Genomic DNA, 22,483 nt, shown 5'->3' with positions numbered 1-22,483 from the left:
TGTTAGGACTCCCTCCAACATATGAAAGTTTCTCATTTACTGCATCTTTACAGTATAAAAGTGACAGGACTGCCACAATTGCAGCCCCGTCTTCTACTCAATCTTTAAATGCAATTTTCAGTGCATCACTGACTGTTTCTACGCCTATTACGCGAATGCCTTTCGGATATTCCCAACCGCCAATATTTGAAGCGGGAATAATCGCACGCTCGAACCCGAGTTTTGCGGCTTCGGTCACACGTTGTTCAATTCTCGATACTCGTCGTACTTCACCCGTCAGCCCGACTTCACCGATAAAGCAGTCAGACAAACCAGCCGCCAAGTCACGATAACTGGAAACGATGCTCATTAGCACAGCCAAGTCGATTGCCGGTTCATCCAACTTCACGCCGCCCGCCACTTTAATATAGGCATCCTGAGCCTGCAACAGCATCCCCATACGTTTCTCAAGTACAGCCATTAACAATGACACTCGGTTTTGATCGAGCCCAGTAGCCATACGTTTTGGATAGTTAAAACTAGATGGTGTGACAAGTGCTTGAATTTCAACGAGAATCGGCCGGGTTCCTTCCATAGATGCAACAACCGTTGAACCCGCTCCCCCCTGGGATCTTTCTCGAAGGAATAGCTCGGACGGATTCAGTACTTCTTTCAAACCGGACTGCAACATTTCAAATATCGCAATTTCATTCGTAGAGCCAAAACGGTTTTTCACACTGCGTAAAATTCGGTAAGTATGATGCCGCTCCCCTTCAAAATAAAGAACTGTATCCACCATATGCTCAAGTAACCGCGGTCCTGCAATCTGCCCGTCTTTCGTTACGTGGCCAACAAGGAAAATAGCAATATTTTGCGTTTTAGCAATGCGCATCAGCTGAGCTGTACATTCACGCACTTGAGATACACTTCCTGGTGCTGATGCTACTTCGGGATGATGTACGGTCTGGATGGAGTCCACAACGACAAACGTCGGTTTCACATCCGCTATCGTTTCGTGAATTAATCCCAAATCAGTTTCTGCATAAATATAAAGTTCATCTGATTTTACGCCAAGTCGTTCTGCACGTAGTTTTGTCTGTCGAATTGATTCCTCACCTGAAATGTAAAGAACACGTTGCCCTTTGTTCGCCAACAGTGAAGATACTTGAAGAAGGAGTGTCGACTTTCCTATACCCGGATCTCCACCGATTAAAATAAGTGAGCCGGGGACAATTCCGCCACCCAAAACGCGGTTGAACTCCTCCAAGTCTGTGCCAATTCTTGGTTCTACTATCATCTCGATTGAACTGATAGGCAGCGCCTTTTGACGGACGCCCTCTGTATGCTGAAATGCACCACGTGGCCCTTTTTGAACGGCTACTTCAACTTCCTCTTCCATCGTATTCCATTCTCCGCAACCTGGGCACCGCCCCATCCACTTCGCCGATTCATAACCACATGATTTACACATAAACTTCGATTTTCTTTTTGCCATGGAATCCTCCGAACACGAAAAGGACAGCCCATTCCTACCGAAAAGAACTGTCGGTGGGATGGACTATCCAGTTCACACTTTATTTTTCGAGTACTTCTTCTTTTTTCGCAACTTTCGGTTGTTCAGCGTCGATTCCTGTCTTGACGACAAACTCTCCATCAACCACATCGACAAGTACTTTACTACCTACCAGTACTGTTCCTTTTAGAAGTTCTTCAGACAAACGGTCTTCAATGTGTTTCTGGATAGCGCGGCGTAGTGGCCGAGCACCATATTCCGGATCATAACCAACATCAACGATTTTGGTTTTCGCTTCATCTGTCAACTCTAGTTCAATCTCTTGTTCGCCTAGACGTTTCGTCAATTCATTCGACATAAGCGAGACGATTTTACGCAAATGTTCTTTTTCAAGTGCATGGAAGACAATCATTTCATCCACACGGTTTAAGAACTCGGGACGGAACGCTTTCTTCAACTCTTCAAGCATCGCTGATTTCATGCCTTCGTAATCGCGTCCCGCATCTCCCAGATTAAATCCGACATAACGATTTTTCCGCAATTCTTGTGCTCCTACATTGGAAGTCATGATAAGAACTGTGTTTCGGAAATCTACTAAGCGTCCTTTTGAATCCGTCAATCTGCCATCTTCCAGTACTTGAAGGAGAATGTTAAAGACATCCGGATGAGCTTTCTCGATTTCATCTAATAAGACTACCGAATAAGGTTTGCGACGAACTTTTTCTGTTAACTGTCCGCCTTCTTCATAGCCGACATACCCTGGTGGTGAACCGACTAGACGCGATGTCGAATGTTTCTCCATGTACTCGGACATGTCAACACGAATCATTGCATCTTCATCGCCAAACATGACTTCCGCAAGCGCTCTTGCCAATTCCGTTTTCCCGATACCTGTTGGTCCAAGGAAAATGAACGAACCAATCGGACGTTTCGGATCTTTCAAACCTGCACGTGCACGTCGTATTGCCCGGGAAATAGCAGTTACTGCCTCACTTTGGCCAATGACACGTTCGTGTAGCATTTCTTCCATGTTGAGCAGTTTTGCAGATTCCGTTTCAGCTATTTTAGATACCGGTATTCCAGTCCACATCGCTACAACTTCTGCGATATCTTCAACTGTCACTTCGGATTCTTTTTGACCCTGCTTTTCTTTCCAATCTGTTTTCGTTGTTTCAAGTTCTTCTTTCATCTTTTGTTCTTTGTCGCGGAACGATGCCGCTTTTTCGAATTCTTGGCTTTGGACAGCTGCATTCTTTTCAGAACGAATTGCTTCTAATTTCAATTCCAGCTCTTTCAAGTTAGGCGGTGTCGTGTATGAACGAAGGCGTACTTTTGAACCCGCTTCGTCGATTAAGTCAATCGCTTTATCCGGAAGGAATCTGTCAGAAATATAACGATCCGACATTTTAGCAGCCGCTTCGATTGATTCATCTGTAATTTTCACACGGTGATGCGCTTCGTAACGGTCACGCAAGCCATGGAGAATTTGGATTGTTTCATCGACAGTTGGCTCGTCGACTTGGATCGGTTGGAAGCGTCGTTCAAGCGCAGCGTCTTTTTCAATATATTTACGGTATTCGTCAAGCGTCGTTGCACCGATACATTGCAATTCACCGCGTGCCAGCGAAGGCTTCAGGATATTAGATGCGTCGATTGCACCTTCAGCTCCTCCTGCCCCAATCAGCGTATGCAGTTCGTCGATGAATAGGATGATATTGCCCGCTTGACGAATCTCTTCCATTACTTTTTTCATGCGATCTTCGAATTCACCACGGTATTTCGTACCCGCGACGACTGTTCCCATATCGAGTGTCATAACACGTTTGTCACGGAGAATTTCCGGCACTTCGTTATTAATGACTTGCTGTGCGAGTCCTTCAGCAATTGCAGTCTTACCAACACCTGGTTCTCCAATAAGTACTGGGTTGTTTTTCGTTCGGCGTGCTAATACTTCAATAACACGTGTAATTTCCTTGCTACGTCCGATAACCGGATCGAGCAAGCCTTCACGTGCCACTTCCGTTAAATCACGTGCCAAGCTATCCAATGTCGGCGTTGCAGCAGAATTCGAAACGCCTTGACCTGTAGCCGAGCTATCATTACTTCCCAGCAACTGAAGTACTTGTTGACGCGCTTTATTCAGACTAACGCCAGCGTTATTCAAGACACGCGCTGCAACCCCTTCACCTTCACGGATAAGTGCTAGCAAGATGTGCTCTGTTCCGATATAAGAATGACCCAGCTTACGTGACTCATCCACGGATAATTCAATAACTTTTTTTGCTCTAGGTGTGTAATGAACGATTGGACCGACATCCTTTGTTCCAGCACCTACAAGTTTTTCTACACCTTGTACGATTGTTTCAAAGTTGACACCTATCGCTTCAAGCGCTTTTGCAGCAATACCTCCGCCTTCACGAATAAGTCCAAGTAAAATATGTTCTGTTCCAATGGACTCGTGTTTCATCCGGATTGCCTCTTCTTGGGCAAGTTGCAATACTTTCTGTGCACGCTGTGTAAATCGATTAAACATCATATTCAGTCCTCTCCTTCTATACTATATATATACAATCAATTCCCCAAAAAACCATACATTACTCAAATGAATTCCTTTTCTAGAAAAGCGCAAGGCGCCGTTCAGCCTCGACAGGTAGGAGGAATGCATTTCAGTCCCTCCCATTGCACATGGGCCTAGGGGCTGGTGTCTAGACACCAATCCATGCAGTAAACCTTATGTTTTCATTCCTCTCTAGAAAGAGGTAAGAAAACAACCACCCTTTTATACGTATTCAACCGAACACGCAGGAACTCCTTTATTGGCAAAATTGACTTTGACTATCTTTGACCTAACTATACCTAAACAAAAGACAATGTGCAAAATACCTGCTCACTCTTCAGTATTAATCTCAGTCGGAGGAGAGGATTTCTCTACATTGAGTCGTTCTCGAAACAGTTTCGCTCTGAATATATCCCGTTCTTCTTGTGATAACTCCGTGCTTGCATATTGTTGTAGGAAACCTGCCTGCATGAATATCATCAGTTCGTTCAAAATCGACATGTCAACGTCCTGGATGATGCCAAGATCGATACCGAGTCTGACGTCCGAAAGGCATCGTGCTGCCTCGCCTGACGGTAATAGTCGCGCATAACTAATTGTACCCAATGAACGGAATAGCCTGTTCTCAAGCGCAATTCGCGACTTTGAAAGTAACAATTCCCGCGATTTCCGTTCATGCCCAATTAACCGAGATGCAATGTTTCCAAGATCCGCGAGAATCTCTTGCTCCGTTTTACCAAGCGTCGTCTGATTTGACACTTGATAGACATTGCCAGGTGCTTCACTTCCTTCGCCATAACTCCCTCGGACGATGATTCCAAGCCGTGAGATAGCCGGGATAATACGATCAATCTGCTTCGTCATTGTAAGTGCCGGTAAATGCATCATCACAGATGCGCGCATGCCGGTTCCCGTATTCGATGGACAGCTTGTCAAATAACCAAAGTCTTCATCAAAAGCATACGGCAGTTCTTTTTCAAGGTAATCGTCAACCTGATCAGCCTGTTTATAGGCATCCTCAAGCTGTAACCCAGGATAGATGCATTGAATGCGGATATGGTCCTCCTCATTCACCATGACACTTATGGTCTCGTCTTCTGATAGAAGAACTGCGCCATGCCTGTCAGGAATTGCGAGTTGCGGACTGATCAGATGTTTTTCAACAAGTACTTGGCGTTCCAATGCAGGTAGATCGGACATCTTAGTATAGGAATAGCCACTTTGCATGGTATCAAGCAAAACACCCGTAACCGCTCTGTCTACCGCCATCGCTTCTTCTTCAGTGAACGCGATAGGAAAACGATAGCCTGTCAAGTTGCGTGCAAGTCGAATTCGCGTCGACATAACGATGTCTGAGTGCTCTCCGTAAGCAGTCATCCAAGGGGTTACCGCATCACGCATGAATTTTTCAATCGACATCGTTTTCTTCACCTCCAAGGGAAAGGTGTTGCTTTAGTGTATTCGCTTCATCACGCAAAGCTGCCGCTTCTTCAAAATGCTCAGCTTCTACTGCCTCTTTCATCTTCACTCGGATCTCTTCAATTTTCTTTTTAACTGCATATATTTCATTAAATGAAACCGGTACTTTCCCGGTATGAGTTGAATGGCCATTGTGAAGCTTGCCAAAAACTTGCGGTAAGCTGCCACGAAATGTGTCATAACAGTCGGCACAGCCAAACTTCCCAATATCGAGGAACTTCGGAAACGTTAAACCACATGAGGGACATTCGGGTCCTTCAAACGACTCTCCCCGCGTTTGCGGTTGTGCCTGGAAAGGATCAGAACCGCTAAACCAGTGAGATAGGAACTGCTGAATGGACAACGGCTCTTGATTGGGGTCGAAATGGAATGTTTGTGATTGAAATGCGCATTTCTCACATAAATGGCGTTCCAGCGATCCGACTACACTTTCTTGCGTAATCGTAATGGACGCAGTTCGTTCTTTACAATTTTCACATATCATCGAAAGCCACCTCATATCAGTTGGATTGGTGATTAGTTACGCTGTTCGTAAATAAGCGTCAAGAGCATTGCTTGTAAAATGCGTGCACGCATGATATCGCGGTCTGGAAGTGGCTGATGGATAGTTCTTCTATCAACCGCAGCAAGAATGAGCTTTGATTCGCGCTCCGTTATGACTTCTTCTTCAATTAGTCTGTAAACGACATCTAAAGCCATCGTATAAGAGGCTCCCGATTGGATACCGCCTAAAATATGTTCTATCAATTCTTTACGGGAATTCGCCTGAACGCGGAAAATACGTATGTAGCCACCGCCTCCACGCTTCGATTCAACCGCATAACCACGCTCCGCCGTGAAGCGGGTCTTAATAACGTAATTGATTTGAGACGGGACGCACTGGAACTTTTCAGCGACTTCATTGCGCTTAATTTCGATGGTTCCACACTGTCCCTCTTCGATTATTGCTTTCAAATATCCTTCAATAATGTCGGAAATGTTTCTCATACCCTCACCTCTTTCATACGGGGGATAAGCCGTTGACTTTGACTATCTTTGACTTGATTGTACATGATATTCCGCATGTTCCGCAATCGATACGCACCAGACTTAACAAGTATCGGCATGTGACAATACGTTTTAACCGTACGAAAAAACAAAAGTGGAAGCGCCTGTTCAGAAGCATAAGAGTTCGGACGTGGAATTGCTCCTTTTGCAGGTTATCCACTGTACGAGATTTTATAGTTTACTATATATGTTGAACAGATGAATACGATGTATGCGCTTTACAAGGGCTATTGGTAGGCCGCCGGAAATTCTAATACTTGGAATGAAATAGAACTCCTACCAATACCGCTTCGGCTACCACGAAGTCGCGCCTTCGCTGGATGGTCTATTTGAGAAAGCGCATTTCATTATCTGCGATGAAATCTGCAACCTAGATTGCGTCTTTCTTGAATATAATTATATATGTTGAATCCGGTATATATACTGAGCGAAGGCGCCTTAACAGGCTTACGGCGAGAGGCATCCCCAAAGCGCCAAGCGTTCTACAATCCACACCCCCAATTAATACTCTCTCCTTATTGAGCGCCACAGTAGATTCAATGGGATTCTTTAATTCAACATATATAGCAACTAAAAATGGAGTGCAAGGCGAATTCGCCTTGCACTCCATTTCCGTTATTCCACGCTAACATTCGTCAACTCTTTCACAGGCAAGAATAGTTCACCCGTCTCTAAATATGTCACAACAAGCTTATCGCCTTGTTGAACATAGATCGAGAGTGGCACAGCTTCCGAAGAGACGATGAAGTTGCGTCCATCATCCGCTAAAAACGAAACAAGTGTAAAATCACCGACGCGCTCTTTGAATACACGCACGACCGTTACGGCCGCTTTCGCCTCTTCCGCACTCGAGCTACCATCTACACCGCTACCTCCGCGCTGAAGAGCTGTCTTATACAATTTCAATGCTTCGTTCGGCGTATTGCCGTAAACCGATATTTCCGGATTCGCTGCTGATACAATGAAGTAATTTTGCAGGAATCCATTTGAATCGAGCACTGGCGTTAACCAACTCGCTTCTCCGTAGAAGTTATACAAGACCGGCATTTCGCCGGACCATTTCTTTTCGATGAATTTCTTCTCGATAATCTGCAGTGCCCCTTGCGAATCCATATAGGACTCTTCCAGATTACCTGAATAATACGTTGCTTTTCCTGTCTTACCATCCGTCAACGCATAGCCAAGCATCGAGTCGACACCTTCTTTTGGACTTGTAAAGTCTGTGAAGTAATACATATGACCATTCTCGTCAAAAATCGGGCTTACATTCGCCTCTGTTCCTTCATCAGATGGCAACTTGACATCTTTCTTCCCAACGACTGAATTCCAGAAACCGTGGATATAGTTCCCGAAGTAACTATTTTGCAAACTGACCGCTTCAGGTGAAACAGCCCCGTCGATGAATTCAGGTATATCTGCAAGCAAATACTTTTTCACATCACCATTAGCAGGATCGACCATTACAATCCCTTTTACATCAAAGCCGTTACGCGCGGAAATGAATTCCCCATAAGAACGGATATAATACGGTTTTCCATCGTCGTCAATTTCAAGTTGAACATCCCCGTAAAAAATAAGGTTCGGCATTTTCATCCGTATATGACGCTCCACTTGTTTGTGGAAGTAGGACGACGGTGTATACGTCATTTCGGCTTTCACAAATTTCGGGTTATCAGCCGAGTCTGTTGCACTCATCGTAAAGTAGCCAGGCGTTGTATCAGCACTCCACCATTTAAAGAAGCCCGAAAACTCCACGGGTGCAATGTAGACAAATTTGCCATCGACTTTTTGAATTTGCAGACTGCCGAGCTCATAGTAACTCGTATTCGGAACTTGCCCGAATGCTTTCTTCATCTTATTGCGCGCAAACTTCGGTGGAACACTTGCCGGCGTTTTTGTTTCATCGAACGCTGAAATCTCCACTTGCTGATCCATTTCAACTGCTTTGTATTTCTTGTCGGCGTTGAAGAGCGGCGCGCTAAGTATATATGCACCAAAAACAAGTGCACCGAGGAACAGGACCAATTTCACTTTGCGGTCTTTGCCACCTGCCGACAAAGCACCTAGCAATGTAACGACTAAAAGCACCATCCACAGAGACGTCCAGTTACGGTCCATGTTTGTCGTATAGTAAAACACGAATACGGCTATAGCAGATAATATAGCTACGGTAACAATCGCAGCTCCTCTATTAAAAGGAGTTCTTACAGCTTCCTCATCCGCACCACGCTTCGCTTGAGTACTTAATATAAATGGGACAATAACTAGACTGAACACGATGCCCACAATAATTGAGAATATAAGTAAATTAAACATATATACACCCTTTTCCACTGAGTAAGATTTTTTGTTGTTAGCTAAGTATACGGATAATCTAGGAAATAGTTTCATTTACTTAATTAAAACCGAGCAAGTTTATTTATTTAAAATAATGGGTATACAGTAGAATAGAGGATTTTTTACTACCCTTCTTTTTTCCTCGGTCTCACAATCCAAAACAAAAAACTCCGGGGTAAATAAACCATTGGAGGCAACACATTTTGAATTGGTATGAGAAGCTAAATGAATACTTCCCCGTTGAAGAGATGAAGTCAAAGGAACATATGGATGCGTTACTAACTGACAAGAAAAGTGTTTATAAGAAGGATGAAGGACCTCATCATGTGCTCATGTATGTCGAGTTCGAGAAGTTTATATTCGTCGACTACTTGTTCGTTTCAACACAATCACGCGGCATGGGACTTGGCAGCAAATTATTAACAATGTTAAAATCCAAGAATAAACCGATTCTCCTTGAAGTGGAGCCAGTCGATTATGAAGATACAGATACTGCAAAACGACTTAAATTTTACTCGCGTGAAAACTTCACACATGCACAGCGCATCGGCTATAATCGTCGCTCCCTTGCAACAGGCGAAAATACGGTACTTGAAATCTTATACTGGTCACCAACTGATTCAGGTGAAGAAGAAATCTACAATGCAATGACACAGACGTACGATGAAATCCACACTTATAAAGATGAAACATTTTATGGTAAAAAGTACGATCCTACTGATAAAGTACTTATTTTTCACACAAAAGGCAAAAGAGATATTCTGCAACCATTTGATACACCTGAATGAAAAAATGGACATCCCGTCGAAATGGGATGTCCATTTTTCAATCACACTGGAACAGGCTGTTTTGCTAAAGGTTCTAAGTCTATTTCGAATCCCATATCCTTCAGCGTTTGATAGTCTCTTTCACTTTCCTGGCCGGTTGTCGTCAAATAATCCCCAATAAAAATCGAGTTTGCCGGGTATAGCCCTAACGGCTGAAGACTGCGTAAGTTCACTTCACGCCCGCCGGAAATCCTGATTTCCTTTGTGGGATTAATGAATCTGAACAAGCATAGTACTTTCAAGCAATAGATCGGTGTTAACTCGTCTGTCCCGCCAAGGGGTGTCCCATCCACGGCATGTAAAAAGTTCACCGGAATCGAATCTGCATCCATTGCATACAAACTGCGTGCCATTGAGACGACGTCTTGTTTCGTTTCACGCATACCAATGATAACGCCAGAACACGGTGAAATACCCGACTGCTTCACAAGATCGACCGTGTTTACGCGGTCCTCATAAGTATGAGACGTTGTGATACTTCCATGGTGGGCTTCCGACGTATTGATGTTGTGATTGTAACGGTCGACGCCAGCATCTTTCAATCGGGACGCTTGGTCTGGTTTTAACAGTCCAAGACATGCACAAATGGTCATATGCTCATACTTCGACTTGATTTCCTTCACGGAATTGATAACAATTTCGAGTTCACGGTTCGCAGGACCTCTCCCGCTAGCCACAATACAGTAGGTTCCTGCATTCAATTCGGCTGCTCTAGCTGCACCTGCTACAATTTCTTCTTTTTTCATCATGGCATACTTTTCGATTGGCGCTTTTGAAATAATCGACTGTGCACAATACCCGCAGTTTTCCGGGCATAAGCCAGATTTCGTATTCATTATCATATTAAGCTTCACTTTATTCCCATAATAATGTTTCCGGATTATATAAGCCGCGTGCAAAAGCGGCAGCAAGTCCTCTTCTGGACTCCCCAATATCGATAGGGCTTCCTCATCCGTCAGGACATGTCCCACTAGAACACGTTCAGCTAACTCAGTATACTTCGTCATATTAACGCCTCACTTTCAATACCTTATACATACGGTGTCCAAAGATTCCAGCAAGGACGGCAAGGATAATATCTTTCGGCAGTGGCGGCACCATCCATAGCCACGCTACTTTGTATGTAAAGGCATCCGGTGCCGCAGCCCAGAGCTTATAGGCATAATACATCCAGTTCGTTCCGATTACATAATTTAGAACCATTCCAACGATTGCAGCAATAATATAACCATGTAATTTCCCGTTCTTTTCAACGATTTTCCCGACGATGAATGCTACTAAAATATAAGATATGATAAATCCGAATGTCGGACTGATAATTGATCCAAAACCACCACTGAATCTCGCAAATACAGGCGCCCCCGCAAGCCCGATGAACATATAGACCGCCATCGCCAGTGCACCCCTGCGACTACCAAGAATAAGTCCCGCAAGAATCGCAAAAAATGTCTGCAATGTAATCGGCACACCACCCACAACTAGAAATGGTACAAATGCGGTAATATTTGCGCCAATCATCATCAGTGCTGCGAACATTCCACTGTAGACAAGTGTTAACGGACTCATTGCGCTTTTACTTTTTGTTTTTACTGTAGCTGTTGTCATGATCTGATACACCCCTAAAGTTTATGTTATCTTTAACAGAATAATAGATAACACATTATGAGTCAACAAATATTTAAATCAAGTTAACGCAAATGACGTATTAGCAAATAAACAAAAGACCGATAGCAAATTCGCTATCGGTCTCTCTTCAGGATTTTTCGCCTTCGTCTTTTGGAAATAAAAAGTAAGAAATGATCCCGCTCAAAATCATCGCACCAATTATAATAGCCAAGCGCGTTAATCCGGGCACTTCTTGGAATTCTTTCGTCAATTTCATCCAGCCAAACCCTCCAACGAGCAGCATGACTGGAATGACAAATTTAAAAGCTCTCAACAAACTCACCTACTGTATATCATTATGGTAGCTTTATTCTACCATAAATCTGACCTATCACCAGCCGCGGCGATTTCCACAGCCACAACCGGGACGATGTCCACAGCCAGGACGATTACCGATACCGCCAACTTGCGGACCGAATCCGCCCATTCCTGGTCCCATACCTGGACCCATTCCGCCCATTCCTGGACCGAAACCTGGTCGAGCAGGGAGTGTTTGCCCCATCACATTCTGTGTTGTTTCTGTGAAATAGTGACGTGGAATTTCAACGTTATGCACCCGATTCACATTGACGATCGGATGGATATAAGGAACTTCACGCGGTACAAATTGATCGTGACAACGATACTGCGTCGGACATACTACCGGGCGTACTTGATTGCCACCCATCATATTCCCTTGATGACAATTTGGCTGCTGCCAATTACCTTGTTGCATCATACTATCACCTCCTCCTTCTAGTAGATGTGAAAAGAAGGAAGACAAACGGGCGATAGACACTATGAACTTTAATGAATATTGGATAATCTACTAACTACAGATGTTGAAATAAAGATTCCATTCAAATCCGCTGTGGCGCTCGGGGTTGCCTCCCATTGCGGACACAGGAAATAATAGAATTTCTTCTTGGTATAAACTGTATAATTTATGCAAAGTACGCAAAAATTATACAAACCGAACTCTTCGTTGTTCGGTTGGCTGCCCCTTTTAAGGCGCCTTCACCCAGTTTCCACATGTATTCGTATATTCAATATAGATTATAGCGCTTAGTCTTGAACTCCTGCATTACGCATTCTTCTGTAGTATAGAAACACTCGAGTCACTAGAAAGAGTGGGCTGATAGAACTGGCAATCAGAAAAGCCAGTATTACTTTATGGACGAGAGATCTATCATAATCAATATTAAAATTCATCCATAACACAAATGTCAGCAATGCGACTGAATAACTCGCCATAATACCATTCATAATCATTATTCTTCACACTTGCCCTTTTCGTTCCGCCTCATCGAAGCTCTTTATTTCAACCTATATAGAGCATTAAAAAACAGAAAAACCTCACATCGCTGTGAGGTTTAGTTATTGGTAATCACGCGGAAGTTTTTTTTCATCCTCGAAGGAATCGGACTTTTCTCTTCTTTTCTCAAGCATTTCATATTGCTCATAAATTGGACCACCTTCGCCAATCATTTTTAATTTGGCGATGAAATCCTTATTAGTCCTAAGCTCCATTTCTGACGATTCAATAGGTAAACGTTCCATAGTCTATCATCCTCTCATCATTTTGCCGGGGCTAAATGCGGTGGAAAACATCCAAACGTTTATAGCATGTTCCATTTCTTTTCACTACCATTATACTAAATATTCTGTCACATGTAAATAGTAACACCTTTCACGTTTTATCGATTCACTAACAGGCTATACTATAGAAGATAAGTACGCCGGGAGGTTATTTTATGAAAAGAATTATTTTATTTGACGGTGTTTGTAATTTTTGTGATGCAAGTGTGCAGTTCATTATAAAGCGAGATCCTGCCAATCATTTTCTATTTACTTCATTACAAAGCGAAAAAGGACTGGAACTCACGAAAAAATATGCTATCCCGGAAGACGTTGACAGCTTGGTTTTGATTGAAAACGGTAAAGCGTTCACCAAGTCTTCAGCAGCGCTCCGTATCGCAAAAAAACTGGACGGATTATGGCATCTATTCTTCCTATTTATACTCGTACCACGTAAAATCCGTGACGGCGTATATAACTACGTCGCTATAAATCGCTATAAATGGTTTGGCAAGAAAGAAGATGCGTGTATGTTGCCATCGCCAGAACAGCGGAAACGCTTTATTTAACCAACGACAAAAGGGCCTGCCGATTTTTCATCGAGGGCCCTTTTGTTATTCACTTACACCTGTAGCTCTTTGTTTTCCTCAGCCGTAAACGCACGTGACCTGGTCAAAAAGCGTTTGCCTTCAACACCTTCGAGTGAAAACATGCCGCCGCGACCGTTGACAACGTCAATGATTAGCTGTGTATGCCTCCAATACTCGAATTGGTTTTTGTGCATATAAAACGGTGTTTCACCAATAGTACCAAGTAGGACATCCTGATCACCTATAATCAGTTCCCCATTCGGATAACACATTGGCGATGAGCCATCACAGCAGCCGCCCGACTGGTGAAACATGAGTGGACCGTGTTTCTCTACCAAAAACGCAATGAGTTCCAGTGCAGCGTCAGTTGCGAGTACGCGTTCCGTCATCCGCACTACCTCCCTCCTTTTCGAATCAATCACGCCTCGGCGTGATTGCGTCCAGATTTTGAATTGAGCTTGAGGTCTACAGGATGTAGGTCATGCAGTCGTTGCGACAGGAAGTCGCGAACTTAGACTGCCTTCCTTAACTCCCTTCAAAATCTGTGACATCCGCCGGAGGCTTTGGGCCAACAGGATGTTGGTCATTCAGACGTTGCCGCAGGACGCGGCGTTCTTAGTCTGAGATCCACAATTCAGCGGGGTTTGAACCCCCGCTGAATGAAATTAAAAGAAACCTTGTTTGTTTTCGCTGTAGCTAACAAGCATGTTTTTCGTTTGTTGGTAGTGGCTCAACATCATTAAGTGGTTTTCACGTCCAACACCGGACGCTTTGTAACCACCGAACGCAGCATGCGCTGGGTACATGTGATAACAGTTCGTCCAGACCCGCCCCGCTTGGATGCCGCGACCGAAACGATATGCCGTATTCATGTCGCGCGTCCAGACACCCGAACCTAAGCCGTATAGCGTATCGTTCGCAATTTCAAGCGCTTCTTCTTTTGTTTTGAACGTTGTAACCGAAACAACAGGACCAAAGATTTCTTCCTGGAAAATCCGCATTTTATTATTCCCTTTAAAGACAGTTGGCTTGACGTAGTAGCCGTCTTTCAAATCGCCTTCAAGCTGATTTTGCTCTCCGCCAATCAGGCATTCCGCACCTTCCTGTTTGCCGATATCTAGATAGGAAAGAATTTTCTCCAACTGTTCAGTTGACGCTTGCGCACCCATCATGACAGTTGGGTCAAGCGGATTTCCAGTTTTAATCGCTTTTACGCGCTCAATTGCGCGGTCCATGAATTTATCGTAAATGGATTCTTGAATCAATGCACGCGATGGGCATGTACATACTTCACCCTGGTTCAGTGCAAACATGACGAAGCCTTCTACTGCTTTGTCCAAGAACGAATCGTCTTCGTCCATAATGTCTTCGAAGAAGATATTCGGTGATTTACCACCTAATTCGAGTGTGACAGGGATTGCGTTTTGTGAAGCGTATTGCATAATCAGACGCCCCGTTGTCGTTTCACCTGTGAATGCAATTTTCCCGATACGTGAGCTCGATGCAAGTGGTTTACCTGCTTCAAGACCAAAACCGTTCACGACATTCAAAACACCCGGAGGTAATAAATCTTCTATCAATTCTATAAGTACAAGAATCGATGCCGGTGTCTGTTCAGCAGGCTTCAGCACGACACAGTTTCCTGCAGCAAGTGCTGGCGCTAGTTTCCATACCGCCATCAGAATAGGGAAGTTCCACGGAATAATCTGTCCAACGACACCGATTGGCTCATGGAAATGGTACGCTACAGTATCGTCGTCAATCTGACTAACTCCACCTTCTTGCGCACGGATTGCACTAGCAAAATAGCGGAAATGGTCGATAGCAAGCGGCAGATCTGCATTCAATGTTTCACGAACCGCTTTGCCGTTATCCCACGTTTCAGCAACAGCTAGCATTTCTAAGTTTTGTTCAATGCGATCAGCAATTTTCAGTAACGTATTCGCACGTACCGTAACAGACGTTTTGCCCCAAGCATCTTTTGCAGCATGTGCCGCATCCAACGCAAGTTCAACATCCTCTGCAGTCGAGCGTGCTACTTCTGTAAATACTTTCCCCGTTACCGGCGTCACGTTATCAAAGTATTCCCCTTTAACCGGTGCTGTCCATTTTCCACCGATAAAGTTATCGTAGCGTTCTTTAAAGTTTACTTTCGCACCTTCCGTATTCGGAAAAGCATAAATCTGATTTTCTACCGCTTGTACCATTTTTCCATTCCTCCCTGTGAGTTGAATTTTTCACACAATGCCACTATATGTCGCAAACTTCCTCCGTATGCGCCTCTACCAGAAACAATTAATGTATGCGCTTACAACAGACTTGAAATAAAAAAGAAGCTTGTCCTCTTATTCTGTCAGACTATGTTGATTATTTCAACTACTAGACTTTTAAATCGTTCGACATAGATTGACAGGTTCATCGGAGGCTACTTTATTATCCGTGCGGGGTAAAATAAAGGACCCTCCCATCAGTCTATAAATCGACTTACGAGTTGGTCCTTTAAATAACACTGGTTTTACTGAGCTGTGTAGCCGCCATCCAAAATAATCGCTTGTCCAGTCATACCTTTTGCGGAGTCACTTGCAATATACAAAGCTAAATCCGTTATCTCCTTCACATCGAGCAGTCTTTTTTGAGGAACTAATGGGTATAGTACTTCTTCTAAAACTTGTTCAACTTCAATATTTCTTGTTTTTGCAAGGTCAGCAAACTGGTTCCTCACTAATGGCGTATCGACATACCCTGGACAAATCGCATTGACAGTAATTCCATCTGCAGCCGATTCGAGAGCAGCTACTTTCGTTAAACCAATTACCCCATGTTTTGCGGAGTTGTAAGCAGCTTTTCCAGCAAATCCAATGACGCCATTAATAGAAGCCATGTTAATAATTCTTCCAAACTGTTGTTTCTTCATATGAGGCAGTGCATGTTTGATGGCTATAAATGGTGCAGTCAACATAATTTTCACAAGCAGTTCAAACTTTTCAGTAGGGAAATCTTCGATAAATGATACATGTTGCATCCCCGCATTGTTGACAAGAATATCAATCCGCCCAAACTTCTCAACCGTAAATTCAATTGCCTTTTTGATGTCCTCTTCTTTTGTAACATCACAGACAATTCCTTCGACATTTTTTTCAATTTTGGAAAGTGCTTCATCGACGGCTTGTTGCGTTAAATCAGAGATAACAACTTTAGCACCAGCATCAGAAAATGCCTTTGCAATATCGAATCCGATTCCCCTTGCTGCTCCAGTTATAAATAACACTTGATCTTGCATCATATTCTTTGCCACCTTTACCTTTTAGATTGCTGTCCATCCACCATCTACTTTAATCGTTTCACCTGTAACAAAATTTGATAGGTTCGATGCCAAGTAAAGAACCGCTCCTGAAATATCTCCCGGTTGTGCCAGTTTGCCTAAGAGAATTCGACTTTCTACATCATTTTTAAATGCTTCATCTTCAAACATTTTAGTCGTCAATTCTGTTTCAATAAATGTCGGAGCAACGGCATTTACATTTATTCCACTTTGCGCCCATTCGACTGCCAACGCTTTTGTCAGTTGAACCGCTCCACCTTTACTTGCACAATACGCCGCCCTATTATAATAACCAACAAAAGCCATTTGGGATACGATATTGATGATCCTCCCACTGCGTTGCGGAATCATGTAAGTAGCGGCTTCCTGACTGCAAAAGAACGTAGATTTTAAATTTGTATCGAGCACTTGATCCCAATCATCTTCCGTCACTTCTATCGCCGGTTTAGCGATATTAACCCCCGCATTGTTCACCAATACATCTACCGTTCCAAATTGGGCCGCTACCTCATCAACCATCGCCCGAACCTGCTTGATATCCTTTAAGTCCGCTTGAATCGATTTACATTTCGTATTGTATTGGTGTAATTCCACTAGCGTGTTATGTAGTGCATTCTCATCTCGACCTACGATCACGACATTCGCTTTTAGTTCAGCGAATGTCCGGGCAATTTCTTTTCCAATACCCTTACTACCGCCCGTTACAATAACCGTTTTGTTTTCTAAATCTGAAAAGTATGGTTTCATATTAACATCCTCCTACTCTTTCCGATCGTTTTTTAGGAAGTGAATAAGCGTTTTCTCCCGCTCTGCATTGATTGTTTCAGAAGTTTCTGGATCCCACATATAGAATCCTTCACCACTCTTATCGCCAAACTTCTTTTGATTGACTAGATTTGATAAGTGAACTCCCGATTTACTTTCATTGCTAAGATCTTCAAACAAGTAATTTGAAATCGCCGAGAAAACGTCAAGGCCTCCCATGTCTGCAGTCATTAACGGTCCCGTTATCGGCAAACGTCTCCCAATGCTATACGTCACAGCTGCATCGATATCTTCTTTCGTAGCAACCCCTTCATCAAGCAGCGATTGTGCCTCGCGGAATAAAGCATACTGCAGCCGGTTCCCGATGAATCCCGGGACTTCTTTGTTTATCAAAATCGGCTTTTTATTCATTTCGTTCAATAAATTCATAGCACGCTCAATCGTTTCCTGATCAGTTTTCTCTCCTTTAACCACTTCGACAAGGGGGATTAAATGTCCCGGATTCCAAAAATGTGTAACGATAAAACGATTCGGGTACTCCATTTCTACCGCTAAAGAAGTTGGCGTGAATCCAGACGTATTACTCGCAAGAACAGTATCTTCACCACATATTGCTTCAATCTCTTTATACAATTCCCGCTTCATTTGACTATTCTCTGGAATGACCTCAATTATAAAAGTCGCCTCTCTTACAATCTCTTCTAATGAAGTTGAAAATACAATGCGCTTACGAATCTCCTCAGCCATTGCTTCATTAAATAAATCATTGTGTACCATCACCGTTAATTTATTGCGAAGCCCTTTGTCTGCTGTTGCTAGGTCTTGTTCATTCATACCAGAGATTTTGACTTCTATCCCTGCCCACGCTGCTGATAGCGCAATTGAATGTCCCATCGTGCCACAACCGATGATTGCTAGTTTTTCCATAACGGTCTACCTCCATTTTTCGATATGATAAAATACCCAACAAACTATAACAATTAGCTTGTTGGGTATCTATTACTTACATGCCTAATGAGAATAATACGACAGCTAACACGACGCCGAGTATTGGTACTATGACCGTTAATGCGCCAAACGCAGGATATGCGTCTTTATGCGTTTCGCCAGCAATTGAACGAATTGTCGTTACAACATAACCGCCCTGTGGCAATGAATCCAAAGAGCCTGAAGAAATTGCGACCACACGGTGTAACGCATCCGGATCGACACCCAAATCTAAATAATGCGGTGCAAGCAACGGTAAAGCAATCGCCTGTCCACCTGATGATGATCCAGTTAAACCTGCAATAACTGCTACAGCAAGTCCTCCTCCTATGAGAGGACTACCTGGTATAGCCGTCATAAAACTAACAGCGTCACCAAACGCGGGCGTTGCTTTTATGACTCCGCCAAACCCTACAACCGCGGCTGTATTGGCAATTGCAATAACTGCACCCATTGTTCCTTCTGAAACCGCTTTCCCAAAGTTCGAGAAATACTTTCTGTTGATTAAATACGTTGCGATTACACCACTCGTAAGAGCAACAATTAACGCTGATGTTCCCAATGAGTTATGGAATATAAATGAGATGATCAAAACAACAAGTAAGGGAATTACACTTAACAATGGACTCGGTAAATGCTCCCTCACCTCATGATGATCCGTTTCTCTATCAACAAAGTGTTCGCCTTTTGCCAACGCTTTTGAAATCATTTTTTTCAGCCACCAATAGCCGAAGATCGCCATAAATGCAGCTACAATTGCACTTACTTGCCATCCAGCATACGCAGTTGTTCCCAGGAACTCAATTGGAATCCAGTTTTGAATTTCTGGTGAACCCGCAGAAGTCATGGTAAACGTTGTAGATCCAAATGCTAATGTCGCTGGAATGAATCTTCTTGGTAAGTTTGCTTCTTTAAACAAACTGATGGCCATTGGATAAACAGAAAATGCAACGACGAATAAACTAACTCCCCCATACGTCAGGATTGCACAAGCGATTACAACAGCAAGAGCTGCCCGTTTCATACCAAGCTTGCCTACAATCCATTTCGAAACACTTTCTGCTGCACCGCTATCTTCCATAACTTTACCGAAAATTGCTCCAGTCAAGAACATTAAATACCATGAGCCGATAAAGCTTGAAAAGCCGCCCATATAATTTGTCACAAAGTTAGCTATCCCTTCATCCGGTACTCCTGGAAATAATGGAAGGCCACTTAATAGTGCAACAACGAGCGCTGACAGCGGAGCAGCAATTAGTAAGTTCATGCCCTTCATTGTCAAATAAATCAATAATGCTAGTCCCCCAAATAACCCTATCATCCCTAACATCGAATCGCCTGCCCCCTCTGCAGAAAAGAAATTATGCTTTCTTTCCGTACCTTCTTACTCGTAATAGTGCTTGTTCAGCATGGCCAGCAAAGTTCTCCAATTGACAGAGACGCGCTGCGTATTCGCCGATATAAGCACTCGCTTCAGGTGTCACTTTTTGGTACGTTACCGTTTTGATAAACTTACCTACCCATAGACCGCCTGTATAACGGGCTGCGCCTTTTGTTGGTAATGTATGATTCGTTCCAATCACTTTATCGCCGTATGCAACGTTCGTTTCAGGCCCTAGGAATAGACAACCGTAATTTGTCATGTTTTCTAAGAAATAATTCGGATCTGCTGTTAGAATTTCAACGTGTTCAAACGCTAGTCGGTCGGCTTCTACAAGCGCTTCTTCAATGCTATCCACTAACAGAATTTGGCCGTAATCATCCCATGAAACACGTGCAACGTCAGCAGTTGGTAACACTTTAAGTTGTCTTTCGATTTCTTCTACAGTTTCATAAGCAAGTTTTTCAGAAGTCGTGATTAAGGCACCTGGAGATGTTGGACCGTGTTCACCTTGACCAAGAATATCCGTAGCAATCATTTCAGCATCTGCTGTTTCATCCGCAACAACTAATGTTTCAGTAGGTCCAGCAAACAAGTCAATCCCTACGCGACCAAATAATTGTCTTTTTGCTTCTGCCACGAAAGCGTTTCCAGGCCCGACAATCATATCGACAGATTGGATCGTTTCAGTTCCAATCGCCATAGCAGCCATCGCTTGGATTCCACCTAATAAATAGATTTCGTCCGCACCCGCCAAATACATTGCCGTGATTGTCGCATTCGGGATTTCACCGTTAATTGGCGGCGTGCAAGCGATTACACGCTTGACACCAGCAACTTTTGCTGTCAACACGCTCATATGAGCAGAAGCAACCATAGGGTAACGTCCACCAGGAATATAACAGCCGACGCTGCTTACAGGGATATTTTTATGCCCTAAAATAACGCCTGGAATGTTTTCTACTTCTACATCGTTCATTGACGCTAATTGCGCTTCTGCAAATTCACGAATGTTCTTTTGAGCAAATTTAATATCTTCGATTACTTCCGCAGGTACTTGCGCTACGATTTCTTTAATTTGTTCTTCGGTTAATCTGAATGCCTCAGGCGACCATTTATCAAATTTCTCGGAGAACTCACGAACCGCTTCGTCTCCTCTATTCTCAATTTCTTGAATAGCATTCGCTACAATTTTCGATACTTCAAGATTGTTTTTAGTCAATTCTTCTTGTGATTTACCAGCTTTCAATACTCTAACCATTTTATTTCCTCCTCTTTCTTTCTTGCATACGTATGCAAAGCACTTTATAGGTAAAGAGTATTTCAAATACTCTAGGAAGTCAACCTTTTTTTATGTCGTTTTACGCTCGATTAAAATCCCATTTACCTCTATATTGTCAGCAAAACCTGTGTACTCCTCTATTTCCGACATTAAATAACTGACTGTTTGATTTACCATTTCATTAATCGGTTGTGCCCAAGTCGTTAGACTATACGTCGGCCACGAAGCCATTTCAATATTATCAAACCCAATTACTTTCGTAGCTTCTGGAATAGCAATCGAACTTTCACGAAGTGCATCCAACACGCCTAACGCCATGATATCGTTCGCCACAAAAAATGAATCTGGAATTCCATTTTCATTTATCACTTGCTGGGCAATTTTATATCCGCCCTCATATGTATAATCCGATCCAATCCTTTTCAGGGCAATGTTATTTTTCGTAAGAGCTTCAGTAAAGCCTTGTTCCCGCTCTTTACTTGTCGATGTATTTTGATTCCCTGCAATATAAATGATATCCGAACTACCTTTATCAACAAGAAATTGTGCAATTTCCTTACTTGCCTCTAAATTATTACAACACACAGAGTAAAAATCATTACTCGCGATTTTTCTGTTAAAAAGCACCAAAGGAATTTTATATCTTTTAAAGTCTTCTATAGCATTTAAAGACAGTGACGCGTCTGTAATAATGACACCTGCAACATTATAATTAAATAAAATATCGATATCTTCTTTTTGTATTTCGTCATTATTCGTGTATACAAACATAATGCTATAGCCCAAACTTTTAAAGGTCGTTGTAAATTGCTTTAAAACTTGAGGATAAAAAGGATTTTGAATACCCTTCATCACTATACCAATGATTTTCGTTCGATTCGTAATTAAACTCCTCGCCAACTCATTTGGCCGATAGCCTAATTCTTTCGCGGCAGCTAGCACCTTTTCCCTTGTTTTCGCAGACACTGTGGCACCTTCAAAGTAAACTCTGGACACAGACGATTGAGATACGCCCGCATGTTTTGCGACATCCATCGCAGTAATTAACTTTTGCACTTCACTCACACCTTTGGAATCATATTATTGATTCAACTATACCCTCAAAACAGCTACTTCATCAATCGTTAACTTCTTGGTAATAGTTTGTTCATATTTTCCAACTAGAATAAAGAGTATCAGATGAAACGGGAGGAAT

The 22,483-nt window shown here is 43.0% G+C and carries 21 protein-coding genes; 2 read left to right on the top strand and 19 right to left on the bottom strand.

What is annotated here, in order from left to right; genetic code table 11:
* Positions 1 to 97 precede the first annotated feature (97 nt).
* The 6 genes from radA to ACP8HG_RS18055 all read right to left on the bottom strand — a co-directional run bounded on the left by radA (position 98) and on the right by ACP8HG_RS18055 (position 8,891).
* On the bottom strand, positions 98 to 1,474 hold the full coding sequence (radA, locus tag ACP8HG_RS18080) for a DNA repair protein RadA (RefSeq protein ID WP_438297511.1): 1,377 nt from the start codon (positions 1,472 to 1,474) through the stop codon (positions 98 to 100).
* Between the two features lie 79 nt (positions 1,475 to 1,553).
* Positions 1,554 to 4,028, bottom strand: a complete 2,475-nt coding sequence (locus tag ACP8HG_RS18075) for an ATP-dependent Clp protease ATP-binding subunit (RefSeq protein ID WP_067204678.1) — start codon at positions 4,026 to 4,028, stop codon at positions 1,554 to 1,556.
* Between the two features lie 351 nt (positions 4,029 to 4,379).
* Entirely contained in the window at positions 4,380 to 5,468 is a 1,089-nt protein-coding gene (locus ACP8HG_RS18070; RefSeq protein WP_067204675.1) for a protein arginine kinase, read from the bottom strand.
* Entirely contained in the window at positions 5,458 to 6,012 is a 555-nt protein-coding gene (locus ACP8HG_RS18065) for a UvrB/UvrC motif-containing protein (RefSeq protein ID WP_067204672.1), read from the bottom strand. The genes ACP8HG_RS18070 and ACP8HG_RS18065 overlap by 11 nt, the downstream gene beginning before the upstream one ends.
* A 32-nt stretch (positions 6,013 to 6,044) precedes the next feature.
* The gene (locus ACP8HG_RS18060) at positions 6,045 to 6,515 is read right to left on the bottom strand and encodes a CtsR family transcriptional regulator (RefSeq protein WP_067204668.1); all 471 of its coding nucleotides are present in this window, start codon (positions 6,513 to 6,515) and stop codon (positions 6,045 to 6,047) included.
* 675 nt (positions 6,516 to 7,190) lie between these two features.
* The gene (locus ACP8HG_RS18055) at positions 7,191 to 8,891 is read right to left on the bottom strand and encodes a hypothetical protein (protein WP_438297508.1); all 1,701 of its coding nucleotides are present in this window, start codon (positions 8,889 to 8,891) and stop codon (positions 7,191 to 7,193) included.
* Positions 8,892 to 9,115: 224 nt separating this feature from the next.
* On the opposite strand from ACP8HG_RS18055, the gene ACP8HG_RS18050 reads away from it, so the two are divergent.
* Entirely contained in the window at positions 9,116 to 9,700 is a 585-nt protein-coding gene (locus ACP8HG_RS18050; protein ID WP_067204662.1) for a GNAT family N-acetyltransferase, read from the top strand.
* A gap of 41 nt (positions 9,701 to 9,741) precedes the next feature.
* Here ACP8HG_RS18050 and bioB read toward each other — a convergent pair whose 3' ends face one another.
* The 5 genes from bioB to ACP8HG_RS18025 all read right to left on the bottom strand — a co-directional run bounded on the left by bioB (position 9,742) and on the right by ACP8HG_RS18025 (position 12,943).
* Positions 9,742 to 10,746, bottom strand: a complete 1,005-nt coding sequence (gene bioB / locus ACP8HG_RS18045) for a biotin synthase BioB (RefSeq protein WP_067204660.1) — start codon at positions 10,744 to 10,746, stop codon at positions 9,742 to 9,744.
* Position 10,747: 1 nt separating this feature from the next.
* Entirely contained in the window at positions 10,748 to 11,344 is a 597-nt protein-coding gene (locus ACP8HG_RS18040; protein WP_067204657.1) for a biotin transporter BioY, read from the bottom strand.
* 148 nt (positions 11,345 to 11,492) lie between these two features.
* The gene (locus ACP8HG_RS18035; protein ID WP_156475936.1) at positions 11,493 to 11,678 is read right to left on the bottom strand and encodes a histidine kinase; all 186 of its coding nucleotides are present in this window, start codon (positions 11,676 to 11,678) and stop codon (positions 11,493 to 11,495) included.
* A gap of 57 nt (positions 11,679 to 11,735) precedes the next feature.
* Positions 11,736 to 12,122, bottom strand: a complete 387-nt coding sequence (locus tag ACP8HG_RS18030) for a hypothetical protein (RefSeq protein WP_067204654.1) — start codon at positions 12,120 to 12,122, stop codon at positions 11,736 to 11,738.
* A gap of 638 nt (positions 12,123 to 12,760) precedes the next feature.
* Positions 12,761 to 12,943 (bottom strand): hypothetical protein, encoded by a 183-nt coding sequence (locus tag ACP8HG_RS18025; protein WP_340741263.1) that lies wholly within the window; start codon positions 12,941 to 12,943, stop codon positions 12,761 to 12,763.
* Positions 12,944 to 13,137: 194 nt separating this feature from the next.
* Between ACP8HG_RS18025 and ACP8HG_RS18020 the strand changes: the two genes are divergently transcribed.
* The gene (locus ACP8HG_RS18020; RefSeq protein ID WP_338654046.1) at positions 13,138 to 13,530 is read left to right on the top strand and encodes a thiol-disulfide oxidoreductase DCC family protein; all 393 of its coding nucleotides are present in this window, start codon (positions 13,138 to 13,140) and stop codon (positions 13,528 to 13,530) included.
* A 53-nt stretch (positions 13,531 to 13,583) separates the two neighbouring features.
* Here the strand turns inward: ACP8HG_RS18020 and ACP8HG_RS18015 are convergent, their stop codons facing one another.
* The 8 genes from ACP8HG_RS18015 to ACP8HG_RS17980 form a co-directional block, all read right to left on the bottom strand.
* Positions 13,584 to 13,940, bottom strand: coding sequence for a DUF779 domain-containing protein (locus tag ACP8HG_RS18015; protein ID WP_340741262.1), 357 nt, complete (start codon positions 13,938 to 13,940; stop codon positions 13,584 to 13,586).
* Between the two features lie 276 nt (positions 13,941 to 14,216).
* On the bottom strand, positions 14,217 to 15,758 hold the full coding sequence (gene adh / locus ACP8HG_RS18010; protein WP_340741261.1) for an aldehyde dehydrogenase: 1,542 nt from the start codon (positions 15,756 to 15,758) through the stop codon (positions 14,217 to 14,219).
* Positions 15,759 to 16,066: 308 nt separating this feature from the next.
* Positions 16,067 to 16,834 carry a 3-hydroxybutyrate dehydrogenase gene (locus tag ACP8HG_RS18005; RefSeq protein ID WP_354313324.1) on the bottom strand — a complete coding sequence of 256 codons (768 nt, stop codon included), beginning with the start codon at positions 16,832 to 16,834 and terminating at the stop codon, positions 16,067 to 16,069.
* Between the two features lie 21 nt (positions 16,835 to 16,855).
* Positions 16,856 to 17,620 carry an SDR family NAD(P)-dependent oxidoreductase gene (locus tag ACP8HG_RS18000; protein ID WP_340741259.1) on the bottom strand — a complete coding sequence of 255 codons (765 nt, stop codon included), beginning with the start codon at positions 17,618 to 17,620 and terminating at the stop codon, positions 16,856 to 16,858.
* A 12-nt stretch (positions 17,621 to 17,632) separates the two neighbouring features.
* Positions 17,633 to 18,565, bottom strand: coding sequence for a 3-hydroxyacyl-CoA dehydrogenase family protein (locus ACP8HG_RS17995; protein WP_438297502.1), 933 nt, complete (start codon positions 18,563 to 18,565; stop codon positions 17,633 to 17,635).
* Positions 18,566 to 18,641: 76 nt separating this feature from the next.
* Complete coding sequence (locus tag ACP8HG_RS17990; protein ID WP_187046443.1) at positions 18,642 to 19,955, bottom strand: GntP family permease; 1,314 nt, start codon at positions 19,953 to 19,955, stop codon at positions 18,642 to 18,644.
* Between the two features lie 31 nt (positions 19,956 to 19,986).
* Positions 19,987 to 21,267 (bottom strand): histidinol dehydrogenase, encoded by a 1,281-nt coding sequence (gene hisD / locus ACP8HG_RS17985; protein WP_067204627.1) that lies wholly within the window; start codon positions 21,265 to 21,267, stop codon positions 19,987 to 19,989.
* A gap of 90 nt (positions 21,268 to 21,357) precedes the next feature.
* Positions 21,358 to 22,353, bottom strand: coding sequence for a LacI family DNA-binding transcriptional regulator (locus ACP8HG_RS17980; protein WP_438297499.1), 996 nt, complete (start codon positions 22,351 to 22,353; stop codon positions 21,358 to 21,360).
* Positions 22,354 to 22,483 lie beyond the last annotated feature (130 nt).

The sequence above is a fragment of the Sporosarcina sp. FA15 genome (genome assembly GCF_051550195.1).
Classification (GTDB): Bacteria; Bacillota; Bacilli; order Bacillales_A; family Planococcaceae; genus Sporosarcina; species Sporosarcina psychrophila.
This window is presented reverse-complemented; position numbering and strand designations above follow the sequence as displayed.